13 protein-coding genes and 1 pseudogene are annotated in these 16,178 nt (G+C 61.6%); 5 read left to right on the top strand and 9 right to left on the bottom strand.

Going from position 1 to position 16,178, the window contains the following annotated elements:
* Positions 1-89: 89 nt before the first annotated feature.
* Entirely contained in the window at positions 90-1,226 is a 1,137-nt protein-coding gene (gene carA / locus AC3Z8Y_RS02790) for a glutamine-hydrolyzing carbamoyl-phosphate synthase small subunit (RefSeq protein WP_490088367.1), read from the bottom strand.
* Positions 1,227-1,528: 302 nt separating this feature from the next.
* Between carA and AC3Z8Y_RS02785 the strand changes: the two genes are divergently transcribed.
* A protein-coding gene (locus AC3Z8Y_RS02785; protein ID WP_490086846.1) for an IS3 family transposase occupies positions 1,529-2,916 on the top strand; the annotation gives its coding sequence in 2 pieces (ribosomal slippage) (positions 1,529-2,045 and positions 2,045-2,916; 1,389 coding nt in all).
* Between the two features lie 64 nt (positions 2,917-2,980).
* Here AC3Z8Y_RS02785 and dapB read toward each other — a convergent pair.
* The 4 genes and pseudogenes from dapB to grpE form a co-directional block, all read right to left on the bottom strand.
* Positions 2,981-3,784, bottom strand: coding sequence for a 4-hydroxy-tetrahydrodipicolinate reductase (gene dapB, locus AC3Z8Y_RS02780; RefSeq protein WP_490088366.1), 804 nt, complete (start codon positions 3,782-3,784; stop codon positions 2,981-2,983).
* 25 nt (positions 3,785-3,809) lie between these two features.
* The gene (dnaJ, locus tag AC3Z8Y_RS02775) at positions 3,810-4,937 is read right to left on the bottom strand and encodes a molecular chaperone DnaJ (RefSeq protein WP_490088365.1); all 1,128 of its coding nucleotides are present in this window, start codon (positions 4,935-4,937) and stop codon (positions 3,810-3,812) included.
* Between the two features lie 281 nt (positions 4,938-5,218).
* Complete coding sequence (dnaK, locus tag AC3Z8Y_RS02770) at positions 5,219-7,132, bottom strand: molecular chaperone DnaK (RefSeq protein ID WP_490088364.1); 1,914 nt, start codon at positions 7,130-7,132, stop codon at positions 5,219-5,221.
* Positions 7,133-7,237: 105 nt separating this feature from the next.
* Positions 7,238-7,819: pseudogene (gene grpE, locus AC3Z8Y_RS02765) on the bottom strand (nucleotide exchange factor GrpE); the annotation flags it as partial.
* 195 nt (positions 7,820-8,014) lie between these two features.
* Between grpE and recN the strand changes: the two are divergent.
* Positions 8,015-9,688 (top strand): DNA repair protein RecN, encoded by a 1,674-nt coding sequence (recN, locus tag AC3Z8Y_RS02760; protein WP_490088363.1) that lies wholly within the window; start codon positions 8,015-8,017, stop codon positions 9,686-9,688.
* Positions 9,689-9,759: 71 nt separating this feature from the next.
* Here recN and fur read toward each other — a convergent pair whose 3' ends face one another.
* Positions 9,760-10,164, bottom strand: coding sequence for a ferric iron uptake transcriptional regulator (gene fur / locus AC3Z8Y_RS02755; protein ID WP_181122760.1), 405 nt, complete (start codon positions 10,162-10,164; stop codon positions 9,760-9,762).
* Between the two features lie 97 nt (positions 10,165-10,261).
* Between fur and AC3Z8Y_RS02750 the strand changes: the two genes are divergently transcribed.
* Positions 10,262-10,789, top strand: coding sequence for an outer membrane protein assembly factor BamE (locus AC3Z8Y_RS02750; RefSeq protein ID WP_490088362.1), 528 nt, complete (start codon positions 10,262-10,264; stop codon positions 10,787-10,789).
* Between the two features lie 93 nt (positions 10,790-10,882).
* Here the strand turns inward: AC3Z8Y_RS02750 and AC3Z8Y_RS02745 are convergent, their stop codons facing one another.
* Together AC3Z8Y_RS02745 and AC3Z8Y_RS02740 are read right to left on the bottom strand one after the other, a co-directional pair.
* Positions 10,883-11,317 carry a type II toxin-antitoxin system RatA family toxin gene (locus tag AC3Z8Y_RS02745; protein ID WP_181117714.1) on the bottom strand — a complete coding sequence of 145 codons (435 nt, stop codon included), beginning with the start codon at positions 11,315-11,317 and terminating at the stop codon, positions 10,883-10,885.
* Entirely contained in the window at positions 11,314-12,729 is a 1,416-nt protein-coding gene (locus AC3Z8Y_RS02740) for a sodium-dependent transporter (protein ID WP_490088361.1), read from the bottom strand. Before AC3Z8Y_RS02740 ends, AC3Z8Y_RS02745 begins: the two co-directional genes overlap by 4 nt.
* Positions 12,730-12,863: 134 nt before the next feature.
* On the opposite strand from AC3Z8Y_RS02740, the gene smpB reads away from it, so the two are divergent.
* Positions 12,864-13,349 carry an SsrA-binding protein SmpB gene (gene smpB, locus AC3Z8Y_RS02735; protein WP_181117712.1) on the top strand — a complete coding sequence of 162 codons (486 nt, stop codon included), beginning with the start codon at positions 12,864-12,866 and terminating at the stop codon, positions 13,347-13,349.
* A gap of 79 nt (positions 13,350-13,428) precedes the next feature.
* Here smpB and AC3Z8Y_RS02730 read toward each other — a convergent pair whose 3' ends face one another.
* On the bottom strand, positions 13,429-14,196 hold the full coding sequence (locus AC3Z8Y_RS02730) for an FCD domain-containing protein (RefSeq protein WP_490088360.1): 768 nt from the start codon (positions 14,194-14,196) through the stop codon (positions 13,429-13,431).
* Between the two features lie 220 nt (positions 14,197-14,416).
* Between AC3Z8Y_RS02730 and AC3Z8Y_RS02725 the strand changes: the two genes are divergently transcribed.
* Entirely contained in the window at positions 14,417-16,087 is a 1,671-nt protein-coding gene (locus AC3Z8Y_RS02725; RefSeq protein WP_490088359.1) for a lactate permease LctP family transporter, read from the top strand.
* The last annotated feature ends 91 nt before the right edge of the window (positions 16,088-16,178 follow it).

Genomic DNA, 16,178 nt, shown 5'->3' with positions numbered 1-16,178 from the left:
GGCGGGCGGCCGAGAACAATCAGGGGCGGCGCCAGGCCTGCCCGCGTAACCCGTGAAGGGTAACGGAGCGGGCCCAGGGCTATTGGCAGTTAGCGGCGCTTGGCCATCGAATCGATGAAGCGATCGAACAGCGGGGCCACGTCGGTCGGGCCCGGGCTGGCTTCCGGGTGCCCCTGGAAGCTGAATGCGTCCTTGTCGGTAAGCTCGATCCCCTGCAGGGTGCCGTCGAACAGCGACTTGTGGATGGCGCGCACGTTGCCTGGCAGCGTGCTTTCGTCTACCGCGAACCCGTGGTTCTGGCTGGTGATCATCACCACGCCGCTGTCCAGGTCCTGCACAGGGTGGTTGGCGCCGTGGTGGCCGGTGTCCATCTTCACGGTGCGGGCGCCTGCGGCCAGGGCCAGCAGCTGGTGGCCCAGGCAGATACCAAATACCGGGGTATCGGTTTTCAAAATTTCCTGAATCGCCTCAATGGCGTAGTCGCACGGCTCAGGGTCACCCGGGCCGTTGGACAGGAACACGCCGTCCGGCTTGAGGGCGAGCACTTCGTTGGCCGGGGTTTGCGCCGGCACTACGGTCAGGCGGCAGCCGCGGGCAACCAGCATGCGCAGGATGTTCAGCTTCACGCCGTAGTCGTAGGCGACCACGTGGTAAGGCAGCTCTTCGTCCTTCATCACCGCATGAGTGTCAGTGGCCAGGGCCCATACACCTTCGCGCCACTGGTAGGCCTCCTTGGTGCTCACTTCCTTGGCCAGGTCCATGCCCTTCAGGCCCGGGAACGCACGGGCGGCGGCGATGGCGGCTTCTTCGGAAATGTCGTCACCGGCCAGGATGCAGCCGTTCTGCGCGCCTTTTTCACGCAGCAGGCGGGTGAGGCGGCGGGTATCGATACCGGCGATGGCCACAACGTTGTTGGCCTTGAGGTAGTCCGACAGGGACTGGGTGTTACGCCAGTTGCTGGCCACCAGTGGAAGGTCCCGGATGACCAGGCCAGCCGACCATACGCGATCGGCCTCGGCGTCCAGCGCGGTGGTGCCGGTATTGCCGATGTGCGGGTAGGTCAGGGTAACGATCTGCTGGGCATAGGAAGGGTCTGTGAGGATTTCCTGATAGCCGGTCATTGCGGTGTTGAACACCACCTCTCCGACAGTCTGGCCGTCGGCTCCGATCGCTTCACCGCGAAAGATGCTGCCGTCGGCAAGGGCGAGTATGGCTGGCTTAGTCAAGAAGACCTCCGATAAATCAAGCCTGAAAGGGCGATCGCAGGTTGTAAAAAAGCGGAGAGACGTATTGACACGTCACCCCGCTTCTTCATCGAATTATCTGCGCGCTTTTAGTGGACACACTAAAGCTGTAGCTTACAGAAAAGCGACATTTTGGTCCACCCACTGCACGCTTTTAATTCACAGGCCGTCGGATGGGCCTATTAACTCGTAGGAAGCGGGCAAAGCTCGCGAATGGTCGTTATTCGCGAGCTTTGAAGCGCGCCCTAGAAGTTGGACATCCATCCAACCTCTGGGGTGTATTCATGAGCAAGTACAGTACGCAGTTCAAGCTTTCAGCGATCGGCGCCTTCCTCTCTGGGGCCTACGGTTTTCGCCGCGTTGGCGCCGACTTCGGCGTTGATCCCACGCTGCTGCGCCGCTGGATTGCGGCCTATAGGCAACATGGCGAACAGGGTGTCACGCCGCGTGCGCGCCAGTCGTACACCACCGAATTCAAGCTGATGGTACTGCAAACGAAGTGGCGCGATCACCTATCGCTTCGAGAGGTCGCGGCCCTGTTCAACCTCGGCTGTTCCAGCCAGGTGGGCAGATGGGAGCGTGAGTACTACAGTAGCGCCATCGAAGCCCCGCGCCCGGGGCCCCAGGAATTGCCTGTTGTCATGTCCAAGCCGAAATTTCCAAAACCCCAGACGCCCCTTCCATCCGAGTCGATCAAGGATGAAGACCTGACCCATGACCAGTTGCTGGCCAGGCTGTACCAGGCTCGGGTGGAGAACGCTTACCTAAAAAAGTTGAAGGCGTTAAGGGAGGAAAAGGAAAGGCAGGCGGCAGCCGGGAAGAAAAAGCCCGGATAGTCACCGCGCTGCGGTCGGACTTTGACCTTGATGCGCTGCTCAAGGCGGCCGGGCTGGCGCGCAGCACCTACTACTACCAACTCAAGGCGATTGCTGCCGGGGACATGAGCGCCCCGCTGAAAGCTGCGATCCAGAGCATTCAGGATCAGCACAAGGGCCGATACGGCTACCGCCGCGTGACCGCGACCCTGCGTCACGACGGGCAGCTGGTCAACAGCAAGAAAGTGCGTCGGCTGATGGGCGAGATGGGGCTTCAATGCAAGGTACGACCCAAGCGGTACAAGTCGTACAACGGCCTGATAGGGGTAGCCGCGCCCAACCTGCTGGCCCGGAATTTCAAGGCCGAGGCGCCGAATCAGAAGTGGGTGACCGACGTGACCGAGTTCAAGGTGGGCAGTGAAAAGCTGTACCTGTCGCCCGTGCTGGACTTGTACAACGGCGAGATCGTGGCCTATCAGCTCGCCGAACGCCCACAGTATGCGCTGGTGGGGCAAATGTTGGAGCAGGCTCTGAAGCGCTTGCCGGACGGTGCCACGCCGCTGCTGCACTCGGATCAGGGCTGGCACTACCGCTATCAGGAGTACCGCGACCGGCTACAGGCAGCGGGTCTGGAACAGAGCATGTCGCGCAAAGGTAACTGCTTGGACAACGCGGCCATGGAAAGTTTTTTCGGCACGCTCAAGACGGAGTTCTTCTACCGGGAGCGCTTTACCAGCATCGATCAGCTATGGACGGCGATTGAGGAATACATTCACTATTACAATCATTACCGCATCAAGATGAAGCTCGACGGCCTGAGCCCTGTGGCGTACAGGACCCAGGCCGCAGCAGCCTGATTTACTCGTCCAACTTTATGGGCGCATGCCACTTTGCCCGCTTCCTACGGGGCAGGTAGCTTTTCTACCGCAGGTCGAGCACATCCTGCATGTCGTACAGCCCCGCAGCCCGGCCATCCAGCCACATGGCCGCGCGCACGGCGCCTTTGGCGAAGGTCATGCGGCTGGAAGCCTTGTGGGTGATCTCGACGCGCTCGCCTTCGGCGGCGAACAGCACCGTATGGTCACCCACCACGTCGCCAGCGCGCACGGTGGCGAAGCCGATGGTCTGGCGGTCGCGAGCGCCGGTCTGGCCTTCGCGGCCGTACACGGCCACTTCCTGAAGGTTGCGACCCAATGCGTTGGCTACCACCTCCCCCATGCGCAGGGCGGTACCCGAGGGGGCATCGACCTTGTGACGGTGGTGGGCTTCGATGATCTCGATGTCCACTTCATCGCCGAGCACCCGGGCAGCGGTATCGAGCAGCTTCAAGCACAGGTTCACGCCTACGCTGAAGTTGGCCGCGAACACGATAGGGATGTCTTTGGCGGCATCCGCCAGGCGTTCCTTTTCTTCCGGGCTGAAGCCGGTGGTGCCGATAACCATGGCCTTGCCGGCCTTGCGGCAGAAAGCCAGGTTTTTCAGGGTAACCGATGGGTGGGTGAAGTCGATGAGCACATCGAACTCCTCCGCCACCTTGGCCAGGTCCCCGGATACCGGCACGCCGATACGGCCGAGCGCGGCCAGCTCACCGGCATCCGCGCCCACCAGGGTGCTGTCAGGCCGATCGATGGCGGCGGTCAGGCCAGAACCCGGGGTTTGCTGGACCGCTTCGACCAGGGTTTTGCCCATGCGCCCGGCGGCGCCCATCACAGCTATACGTCGCATCAGTGAATCCTTTTATACGTTCGCTTCAGAGGTCGCCAAAGAAGCGCTTCATGCCCTCGAACCAGCCGCTGGCCTTGGGCGAGTTCGTGGTATTGCCTTCCAGGGAAGCCCGGAACTCTTCCAGCAGCTCGCGCTGACGACGGTCGAGGTTGACTGGGGTTTCGACCGCCACGCGGCACAGCAGGTCACCGGGCGAACCGCCGCGTACAGGTGCTACACCCTTGCTGCGCAGGCGGAACTGCTTGCCGGTTTGAGTGCCTTCCGGGATCTTGAGCTTCACGCGGCCGTCGAGCGTGGGCACTTCCAGCTCGCCACCGAGCGCCGCGTCGGTGAAGCTGATCGGCACTTCGCAATAAAGGTTTTTGCCGTCGCGCTGGAAGATCGAGTGCTCGCGCACATTGATCACCACATAGAGGTCGCCGGTAGGGCCACCCTGGGTGCCCGCCTCGCCTTCGCCCGACAGGCGAATACGGTCGCCAGTATCAACCCCTGGTGGCACCTTGACCGAAAGGGTCTTGAACTCTTCGACGCGGCCTTCGCCATGGCAGCCTTCGCACGGGTCGGAGATGATCTTGCCTTGGCCATGGCAGCGCGGGCAGGTTTGCTGCACCGAGAAGAAGCCCTGCTGCATGCGCACCTGGCCGATACCGGCACAAGTGGGGCAACTGATCGGGGAAGAGCCCTTCTTGGCGCCGCTACCGTCACACACCTTGCAGTTGACCAGCGTGGGCACACGGATGCTGACGGTAGTGCCGCGCACGGCCTCTTCGAGGTCCAGCTCGAGCGTATAGCGCAGGTCGCTGCCACGTTGGGCACCGCCACGGCCGCCGCCACGCCCGCCACCACCGAAGAAGTCGCTGAACACGTCGCCGAAGATGTCGGAGAAGTTGGCGCCGCCGAAGCCCGGCCCACCGCCGCCCATCTGCGGATCTACACCGGCATGACCATACTGGTCGTAGGCGGCGCGCTTGCTGGCATCCGAGAGCACCTCATAGGCCTCGTTGGCTTCCTTGAAGCTTTCTTCCGATGCCTTGTCACCCGGGTTGCGGTCGGGGTGATGCTTCATCGCCAGACGGCGATAGGCCTTCTTCAGGTCGGCTTCGCTCGCGCCCCGCTCTACCCCCAGTACCTCGTAATAGTCACGCTTAGCCATATGGTTTTTTCACACCCTGAATAATTTTCGCCAATGCCCGCCGAACCGAGCCGGCAAACGTACGCAAGCGCCAAGGCCCATAGCCGGCAACCTGCGCTCTGGCCTGCCCCCGCGCCGCGATGCGGTCACGGGCCACTGCAGCCAGCCGGAGCACCCGCCGCGGCGAGTGCTTGAAATTCCTGTATCCCAGACACGCCAACGCGGGGACCAAGGCCCCCGCGCGGCGACATGCTACCAGTCACCGCGCTTAAGCAGGGAACCGGCCGATCACAAGTAATCGCTTACTTGTTGTCTTTCACTTCTTCGAACTCGGCATCGACAACGTCGTCGTGCTTCTTCGGTTCTTCACCGGCTGGCTGGGCAGGCGCTTCCTGACCGGCGTCGGCGTACATCTTCTGGGCAACCGGAGCAGTGACTTTCGACAGCTCTTCGATACGCGACTCGATCGAAGCCTTGTCGTCGCCTTTCACAGCGGTTTCCAGCGCGGTAACAGCCGTTTCGATCGCGGCTTTTTCCTCGGCGGTCACCTTGTCACCGGCTTCGCTCACCATCTTGCGAGTGGAGTGCACCAGTGCATCACCCTGGTTGCGCGCAGCGGCCAGCTCTTCGAACTTGCGGTCTTCCTCGGCGTTGGCCTCGGCGTCACGCACCATTTGCTGGATTTCTTCCTCGGACAGGCCGGAGTTGGCCTTGATCACGATGGACTGCTGCTTGCCGGTGGCCTTGTCTTTCGCGCCCACGTGCAGGATGCCGTTGGCGTCGATGTCGAAGGTCACTTCGATCTGAGGTACGCCACGTGGTGCTGGCGGGATGTCGCTCAGGTCGAACTTGCCCAGGGACTTGTTCTGCGAGGCTTGCTTGCGCTCACCCTGCAGCACGTGAATGGTCACTGCGCCCTGGTTGTCGTCTGCGGTCGAGAACACCTGCGACTTTTTGGTCGGGATGGTGGTGTTTTTCTCGATCAGCGGGGTCATCACGCCGCCCATGGTTTCGATACCGAGGGTGAGCGGGCTGACGTCCAGCAGCAGCACGTCTTTCACGTCGCCGGCCAGTACCGCACCCTGGATGGCAGCACCCATGGCCACGGCTTCGTCCGGGTTCACGTCCTTGCGTGCTTCTTTACCGAAGAAGTCGCTGACGGTTTTCTGAACCAGCGGCATGCGGGTCTGGCCACCGACAAGGATCACGTCGTTGATCGAACCGACGTCGATGCCAGCGTCCTTCAGTGCGATACGGCAAGGCTCGATGGTGCGCTGCACCAGGTCTTCGACCAGGGCTTCGAGCTTGGCGCGCGAGATCTTCACGTTCAGGTGCTTCGGCCCGGTGGCGTCGGCGGTGATGTACGGCAGGTTGACGTCGGTCGACTGCGAGGACGACAGCTCGATCTTGGCCTTTTCAGCGGCTTCTTTCAGGCGCTGCATGGCCAGCGGGTCACCCTTGAGGTTCATGCCGCTTTCTTTCTTGAATTCGTCTACCAGGTAGTCGATCAAGCGGATGTCGAAGTCTTCACCACCCAGGAAGGTGTCGCCGTTGGTGGCCAACACTTCGAACTGGTGCTCGCCGTCAACTTCAGCGATTTCGATCACGGACACGTCGAAGGTACCGCCACCCAAGTCATACACGATGACGGTGTGGTCGCCCTTGGCTTTGTCCATGCCGTACGCCAGCGCAGCCGCGGTAGGCTCGTTGATGATGCGCTTGACGTCCAGGCCCGCGATACGGCCGGCGTCTTTGGTCGCCTGGCGCTGGCTGTCGTTGAAGTAGGCAGGAACGGTGATGACCGCTTCGGTCACCGCTTCGCCGAGATAGTCTTCGGCGGTTTTCTTCATTTTCTTCAGCACTTCGGCCGAAATTTGTGGCGGCGCCATCTTCTGGCCGTTCACTTCCACCCAGGCGTCACCGTTGTCGGCCTTGGCGATCTTGTACGGCACCATCTTGATGTCTTTCTGTACAACGTCTTCTTCAAACTTGCGGCCGATCAGGCGCTTTACCGCGTACAGGGTGTTGTGCGGGTTGGTGACCGCCTGACGCTTGGCCGACTGGCCTACGAGGATCTCGCCATCGTTGGCGTATGCAATGATCGAAGGGGTGGTACGCGCGCCTTCGGCGTTCTCGATCACCTTGGCTTTGCCGTTTTCCAGCACGGAGACACAGGAGTTGGTAGTCCCCAGGTCAATACCGATAATCTTGCCCATGTATGAAACTCTCCCGAAACTTTGAATTAGGTTGCCGCGTCAGTGGTGGCTGCACGCGGTAGCACTCGAACGCTTGACGACTAAATGGGGGCCGCTTTGCGGATTTCAAGCCTTCTCGTCGATGGACGGCGATGCCGCGGCGACGGGCTTGCTGACCACAACCATCGCCGGGCGCAGCAGGCGGCCATTGAGCTGATAACCCTTCTGGAACACCTTGAGCACGGTGTTGGGCTCCACGTCGGCGCTTTCCTGCATCGCCATTGCCTGATGGTGCTCGGCGTTGAACGGTTCGCCATGCGGATCAACCGCTTCGGCCCCGTACCGCTTGAGGGTGTCGGCGAACATTTTCAGGGTCAGCTGCATGCCTTCGCGCATCGGGCGAAGGGCTTCGTCTTCGGCGTTGGACATTTCCAGGCCACGCTCGAGGCTGTCGATGATCGGCAGCAGGTCGCCTGCGAATTTTTCCAGCGCAAACTTGTGCGCCTTTTCCACATCCTGCTCGGCGCGGCGGCGGATGTTCTGCACGTCCGCGGCCACACGCAGGGATTGGTCCTTGGCTGCGGCCAGCTGCTCTTCGAGCGCCTGCACTTGAGCGGCGAGGTCTTCGCCGGTGGCTTCTGGCGCCGGGGTGGTGTCCGGGTTCTGTTCGTCCAGAGTCTTTTCTTCAGCCATGGAATTCTCCTTTGGATACGTCGGCGAGTGTTGCCTCGCACAGGTTGCCCGCTATATGGGGCCGCGATCACAAGCTTCAAGGGCCCCGCGCGCAGCCAATTCACTTTCGCCCGCTGAACGGCGCCATGGGCGAGCGATGGTCGGGATTGTCAGCACCACCAAAAGCACTGTATAAATAACCAGACATTTCTCACATCGGGGATCGTGACCATGCTGGTGCACCTGTCCGTTCACAACTACGCCATCGTCGAACACCTGGACCTAGAACTGGAACGCGGCATGAGCGTGATCACCGGTGAAACGGGTGCGGGCAAGTCCATCATGCTCGATGCACTGGGCCTTACCCTGGGCGACCGGGCCGACAGTGGCGTAGTGCGCCCGGGCGCCGACAAGGCCGATATCCTGGCGACCTTCGACGTGAGCGAAATCCCGGATGCCAAGGCCTGGCTGACGGAAAGAGACCTGGAAACCGACGCGCATTGCATTCTTCGCCGGGTGATCACCAGCGAAGGCCGTTCGCGTGGCTACATCAATGGCGCGCCCAGCCCTCTTGGGGACTTGAAAGCCCTGGGCGAACTGCTGATCGACATCCATGGCCAGCATGAGCACCAGTCGCTGCTCAAGCCCGATACGCATCGCCGCCTGCTGGACGAATTCGCTGGCGCAACCGACCTGGCACGCCAAGTGAACCTGGCCGCGCAACGCTGGCGGCAAACCCGGCAGGAAATCCACCGGCTTTCCAGCACCAGTGACGAGCAGCGCGCCCGCCATCAGTTGCTCAGCTACCAACTCGAAGAGCTCGAAAACCTGGCGCTGGGCGAGAACGAACTCGAAGAGCTGGAAGAAGCGCAGAAGAACCTCGCCAACGCCGAGGGCCTGTTCGCTACCAGCCGCCAGGTGGTGGAGCAATGCAGCGAAAGCGATTCGGGCAACATCCTCGACGCGCTCGGTGCCTGCCTCAACCGGCTGACCGCCATTGCCAACCCGCCACGGGCCCTGCAGGAGGCCGCGAACCTGCTGGCAAGCGCGCAGATCCAGGTCGAGGAAGCCGTGGGTGAGCTCAACCGGTTCGTGGACAACTTCGAAGCAGACCCGGCTCGCCTGCAACTGATCGAAGAACGCCTGGACACGATCTATACCCTGGCGCGCAAACACCGGGTACAACCGTCAGAAGTAGCCGCGCTTCAGCAGAAAATCTTCGACGAAGTGGAAAGCCTGGCAGCTAGCGATGAATCCATCGAGCGCCTTGAAGGCGAGTTGGCGGCCTTTGCTCGGCACTATCAGGAAAAAGCCGCCGAACTCACCGCCCTGCGTGGCGAGGCAGCGAAGCGCCTGGCGGCGTCGGTCGAGGAAGAGATTCATCGCCTGGGCATGCCCGGCGGTACGTTCCGCATCGAGCTCAAGCCACACGGCAGTAACGACCTGCACCCTAACGGCCAGGAAAGCATCGAGCTGATGGTCAGCGCCAACCCGGGCCAGCCGATCAAGTCTCTGGCAAAAGTGGCGTCGGGCGGCGAGCTGTCGCGTATCAGCCTGGCCATTCAGGTGATCACCGCGCAAACGTCTCGCACGCCTACGCTGGTATTCGACGAAGTGGACGTGGGTATCGGTGGCCCCACCGCAGAAATCGTTGGCCAGCTGCTGCGCCGGCTTGGGGACCGCGGCCAGGTACTGACCGTGACCCACCTGCCCCAGGTAGCCGCCCAGGGCCATCACCATCTGTTTGTGCACAAGCTGCGCGGCAGTGACGAAACCCGCACCGCCGTGCGAAGCCTGGCCAAGGCCGAGCGGATCGAGGAAGTGGCGCGGATGCTCGGCGGCGTGGACCTCACCAAAGAATCCCTCGCCCACGCGCGCAAGATGGTGGTCAGCGCCAAAGGCTGAGCGCGCCGCAGCTGCTCACCTGCAGACACAAAAAACCCGCCTTTCACGGCGGGTTTTTCATGCAGGCCTGGTTACTTGCCCTTGCGGACGTACAGCACCAGGTTGTGATCGACCAGCTCGAAGCCATGTTCGGCAACGATTTCCTTCTGCCGCTTTTCGATTTCGCTGTCGAAAAACTCGATCACTTCACCCGAATCCACGTCCACCATATGGTCGTGGTGGCCGCTGTCGGCCAGTTCGAATACCGCATGACCACCATCGAAGTTATGGCGAACCACGAGCCCGGCAGCTTCGAATTGGGTCAATACGCGGTACACCGTCGCCAGCCCAACATCCTCTCCCGCTTCCATGAGGGCCTTGTACACGTCCTCCGCGCTCATATGGCGCTGCTCGGCCGAGTCAAGCATTTGCAGGATCTTGACCCGTGGAAGGGTCACCTTGAGGCCTGCTTTTCGTAATTCGTTGTTTTCAACCATGGTCAGCTTTCTCGCCGATGCTGCTTCGCAGCTTCATTCATTGCGGGTATGATCGGGGCTTTGTTGACCCAGCCAAGATAGTGGAAGTCGCCCACCGATGCAAAACACCAAGCACTTGCTTACCAGCCTCACCTTCGTGAGCCTGCTCGCACTCGCCGGTTGTTCATTCCCCGGGGTTTATAAGATCGACATCCAGCAGGGCAATGTCGTCACGCAGGACATGATAGACCAGTTGAGGCCTGGAATGACCCGCCGGCAAGTGCGGTTTATCATGGGCAACCCCATGCTGGTGGATACTTTCCACCCAAACCGCTGGGATTACCTCTATAGCATGCAGCAAGGCGGTGCCCGTCGGCAGCAGGAACGCGTAAGCGTGTTCTTCAACGAAGCGGACCAGCTTGCCAGCCTTTCGGGCGATTTCATGCCTGGCGTGAGCCGCGACGACTCGATCCTGGGCAAGGACAACAACGCCGCCCCGGCCGAGGAAAACGCGCCTGTGCAGCCGCAGCAACCAGAAGCGCCAGCCAAGCCAGGCTCGCTGCTGGAGCAGATCCAGCGCGACGTGGATCAGGCCAAGCCAGTGCCGGTGCCAAGCCCCGCGCCGATCGAAACCGCTCCGCAGTAATCAGCGGATGCAAAAAAGCCCGGTTCGCCGGGCTTTTTTTCGCCTTGGGTTTTATGCCCGGCGCCCATCAGCAGCCGGGCAGTCAAAGCTGGATCAGCCGTTCAGCTGCTTCGCTCGCTGGCAGAAGGCATCTACCAGGGTATTCGCCGCCTGATTGAACAGCGGGCCCAGGGTGGCACGCACAATCGGGCCGTCGTAATCGAAGGAAAGGTCGAGGCTGATCTTGCAGGCCTTTTCGCCCAGGGGCTTGAATACCCAGATCCCGTGGAGCTGAGTGAAGGGCCCTTCCTCGAGGTTCATCTCGATGCGCTCGCCGGGTATCAGCGCATTGCGCGTCACCAGCCGCTGGCTCAACCCGCCCTTGGCGACCTCCAAGCTGGCGCGCATGAAATCGTCACTGCTTTCGATCACGCGAGTAGACGAACACCAGGGGAGAAACTCCGGATAGCGCGCCACGTCGTTCACAAGGTCGTAGAGCGCCTTGGCCGGATACGGAAGCAAGGCAGAGCGTTGAATATGTGTGGTCATGAACGCGTCATTTTCCAAAACTGAGCGGCGAATACGATGAGAATGCCGCACGGCGCCACATAGCGCATCAAAAAGAAGGTCAGCTGGAACATTAGCGGGTTACGCATGGCCAGCTCATCCCGTACCGCGGCGCGACCCATTACCCAGCCGGCAAACACCACAAAACTCAGGCCACCCAGCGGAAGCATGATCCGCGAAGTGAAGAAATCGATCACTCCGAAGAAATCCAGCCCGGTATCGGCCCCCCATTGATAGAGGCGGAAGCCGGCGGCATCGTTCACGAAAAATTTGGCCTGCTTCCACAGGTTGAACGAGAACACCGTACCCAGCCCGAACAGCCAGCAGGCCAGGGCCAGCCAGGTGGCGACCCAGGCACGCGATATTTTATAGCGCTCCACCATATACGCCACCATGGGTTCGAGCAGCGAAATCGCGGAGCTCCAGGCGGCCACGCCTACCAGAATAAAGAACACCACGCCCATCAGTTGGCCAAAGGGCACGCTGCCGAAGGCATAAGGCAGCGTTACGAACATCAGGCCCGGCCCTTCGCCCGGGTTCAGGCCCGCCGCGAACACGATCGGGAACAGCGCCATACCGGCCAGCAGGGACACGAAGGTATCCAGCAAAGCCACCGACACGATAGTGCCGCCGATGGACGCGCTGCGCGGCATGTAAGCGCCGTAGATCATGATCGACCCCACGCCCACGCTCAGCGAAAAGAACGCATGGCCCATGGCGGGCAGCAGGCCATCGAGCACCTTGCTCGCGTCGAAGTCGAACATGAAATGCACGCCTTCCATGAAGTGCCCGGTGGTCATGCTGTAGCCCAGCAGGATCAACAGAAGTACGAACAGCAGCGGCATCATGATGCGAAGGCTGCGCTCCAGCCCGCCAACCACACCCTTGGCGATGACCACCGCCGAGGTGAACATGAACACGCTGTGCCAGAAGATCAACCGCAGGGGATCGGCGATCACGTTGCCGAAGTAGGCGCCCACCTGATCCGGCGTAACGCCCTCGAAATCGCCCTTGGCCATGTCCACGATGTAATCGAAGGACCAACCGCCCACCACGCTATAGAACGAAAGAATCAGCAGCGCCGTGAGCATGCCGGCGAAGGCGGCCCAGGACCAGGCGCCCGGCTGGCCGGCTTCACGGGCAAGCATGGCCAGCGCGTTGGCCGGGCTTTGCCGCGCCCGCCTGCCGATGAGGGTTTCGGCGAGCATGACCGGCACGCCGATCAGGGCGATACAGGCCAGGAACACGAGCACGAAGGCGCCGCCGCCATACTCGCCGACCATGTAAGGAAACTTCCAGATACTGCCCAGCCCGACCGCGGAACCGGTAGCGGCGAGGATGAATACCCAGCGGCTGGCCCAGCTTCCATGGACGGACACCTTTTCACTCGACATCCGTTTACTCGCCCATGAACAAAAAAGAGCGCGCATTGTCCGGGATTCACCTCGGTGGCTCAACCCGTGAAGCGCGGGTGAAACACTTCGAAACCGTAGCCGCCGCTTGAAGTTATCCCTATAATGCGCGCCCTATGGCTAAGCAAAAGAAGCATCCCACAGGGACGATCGCGCTGAACAAAAAAGCGCGCCACGACTATTTCATCGAGCAACGCATGGAGGCGGGGCTGGTGCTCGCCGGCTGGGAAGTGAAAAGCCTGCGTGCCGGCAAGGCGCAGCTGGTCGACAGCTACGTGCTGCTCAAGGACGGCGAAGCCTGGCTCTTCGGCTCGCACTTCACGCCGCTGACCGCCGCCAGCACCCACGTGATCGCCGACCCCATCCGCACCCGCAAGCTCTTGTTGAACAAGAAAGAGCTCGAGCGCCTGCACGCTTCCGTACAGCAGAAGGGCTACACCGCCGTGTGTACCGCGCTGTACTGGAGCAAGCACTTGATCAAGTGCGAAATCGCGCTGGGCAAGGGCAAGAAGGAATACGACAAGCGCGACACCGAGCGCGAGCGCGATTCCAACCGCGAGATGCAGCGCGCCGTACGCAGCAAGGGCAAGGGCGAAGAGTAACGCCGCTCCCCCTGCCATTGCGGGAGCTCGCGAATAAGGTGGTAGGAAGCGGGCGAAAGCTCGCGAATCAGGCACTCCCCTACAACCCCTTGCGCCGCTCCGCCCTGGCCAGCCGTTGCGCCTGCTGCTGCACTTCTTCCAGCACTTCCTGCACATACAGAATATGCCGGCTCGACACCTCTCGGGCTTTCTCGGCCTGGCCCTCCATGATCGCCTGATACAGCTCCCGGTGTTGGCTGATCAACATGGCTCGGGTTTCTGACCGCTGCTTGTACATGCCGCCAATGTTGGTGACCACGTTGCGCTTGAGCAGGTCGAACAGGCCGCGAATGGTGTGCAGCAACACCGCGTTATGGCTGGCCTCGGCGATCGCCAAGTGGAAGCGGGCATCGGCGGCGCCCTCCTCCACCTGGCTGGCTTCATCGGCGCGGGCGTAGCAATCCTGCAGCGTATCGAACGCGGCCGTCAGCCGTTCGCGGTCCACGTCGGTCGCCCGCAACGCAGCGTAATACGCACAGGAGGCTTCCAGCGTATGGCGAAATTCCAGTAGGTCGTGCTGGGCACTGGAGCTGTGCTCCAGCAGCTCGAGCAAAGGATCGCTGAAGGTCGCGCCCAGGCTGTCTACCACATAATTACCGCCGCCCTGCCGGCTGACCAGAATGCCCTTGGCTGCAAGCTTCTGGATGGCTTCGCGCAAGGACGGGCGGGACACGCCAAATTGCTCGGCCAGTACCCGCTCCGCCGGCAAGCGCTCACCAGCCTTGAGCGTGCCCTCGAGAATCATCCCCTCAAGCCGCTCGACAATATCGTCGGACAAGCGCCGCTGCCGAACCTGATCGAACCCCATCTACCGCCTCCCATGCTCAGCCGTAAGGGCTGATACCGCAATTTTACCTACCCGCGAACGATCGCGCTGCACAGCCCTCAGCGAGGCGCTACGACCAAAGTCTCGACCAAGGGAAATTGACAGGCCAACCACGGGCACCCTACCCTACTCACCACAACCTGTAAATTGGTATTACCAATTTACCCAAGCGACCGCCTGCCAATAACAACTAGAGGCCGCCATGCAAACCTGGGAACAACTTTACAACCCGCTGGGCAGCCTTGGGCTGTCTGCCACCTTCGCACTGATCCCCATCGCGTTTTTCTTCGTGGCCTTGGCCTGGTTGCGGCTTAAAGGCCACGTGGCCGGCAGCCTCACGCTGCTCCTCTCGTTGCTGGTAGCGATCTTTGCGTTCCGCATGCCTGCCGACATGGCGCTGGCCGCCGCCGGTTATGGCTTCCTCTATGGGCTATGGCCTATCGCGTGGATCATTGTGGCCGCGGTGTTCCTGTACAAGCTGACCGTGCAGAGCGGCCAGTTCGAAGTGATCCGCGCCTCGGTACTATCCCTGACCGAAGACCAGCGGCTGCAAGTGCTGCTGATCGGCTTCTGCTTCGGTGCCTTCCTGGAAGGCGCGGCAGGCTTCGGCGCCCCGGTGGCCATCACCGCCGCGCTGCTGGTGGGGCTAGGCTTCAACCCCTTGTACGCAGCCGGGTTGTGTTTGATTGCCAACACCGCACCCGTGGCATTCGGCGCGCTGGGCATTCCGATCATCGTGGCCGGCCAGGTGACTGGCATCGATGCGTTCAAGATCGGCGCCATGGCGGGCCGGCAATTGCCGCTGCTGTCGGTGTTCGTGCCCTTCTGGCTGGTGTTCATCATGGACGGCTGGCGCGGCGTGCGAGAAACCTGGCCGGCAGCACTGGTGGCGGGCCTCAGCTTCGCGGTCACGCAATACCTCACCTCCAACTTCATAGGGCCGGAGCTGCCAGACATCACCTCTGCCTTGGTCAGCCTGGTGTCTCTCGCGCTGTTCCTCAAGGTATGGGCACCGGCGCCAAGCGCCGCGCAGTTGGCGGGGGCAAGTGTCGGCGCCGCGGTAGTTACCGCACCCGCGCGCCAGGCTTCCCCCTACTCAATGGGCGCCATTCTCAAAGCCTGGTCACCGTTTCTGATCCTTACCCTGCTGGTTACGGTGTGGACGCTCAAGCCCTTCAAGGCCCTGTTTGCCGCCGGCGGCTCGCTCTACAGCTGGGTATGGAGCACCCCCATCCCGCACCTGGACCAATTGGTGATGAAAGCAGCGCCCATCGTGGCGGCACCTACGGTGATGCCTGCAGTGTTCAAGCTCGATCCCCTCTCGGCCACGGGCACGGCGATTTTCCTTTCCGCCCTGGTGAGCATGTTGGTGCTTCGCATACGGCCGTCTATTGGTATTACCACTTTTCTCACCACGGTGAAGGAGCTGCGCTGGCCGATCCTGTCCATCGGCATGGTGCTGGCCTTCGCCTTCGTCACCAACTACTCGGGCATGTCCTCCACCCTGGCGCTGGTGCTTGCAGGTACCGGGGCGGCCTTCCCGTTCTTTTCGCCCTTCCTGGGCTGGCTCGGGGTATTCCTCACGGGCTCGGATACTTCGTCCAACGCGCTGTTCAGCTCACTGCAAGCCACCACTGCGCACCAGATCGGCGTGAACGACACCTTGCTGGTAGCCGCCAATACCAGCGGCGGGGTCACCGGGAAGATGATTTCGCCGCAGTCCATCGCCGTGGCCTGCGCCGCCACCGGCCTGGTAGGCAAGGAATCCGACCTGTTCCGCTTCACCCTCAAGCACAGCCTGTTCTTCGCGGCGCTGGTGGGGCTGATTACGCTGGCCCAGGCGTACTGGTTTACCGGCATTCTGGTGCATTGAAGCTTTACTGAAATGGCACGCCGGACACCCCGGCGTGGCGACCGAGCCCGACCATGGCAATAAAGAAGCCGGGCCATTGTGGAGAACCTGC

The sequence above is a fragment of the Pseudomonas sp. 3MAES_34.3B genome, assembly GCF_058145875.1.
Note: the sequence above shows the minus strand (reverse complement) of the source record. Positions and strands in the feature narration are given on the sequence as shown.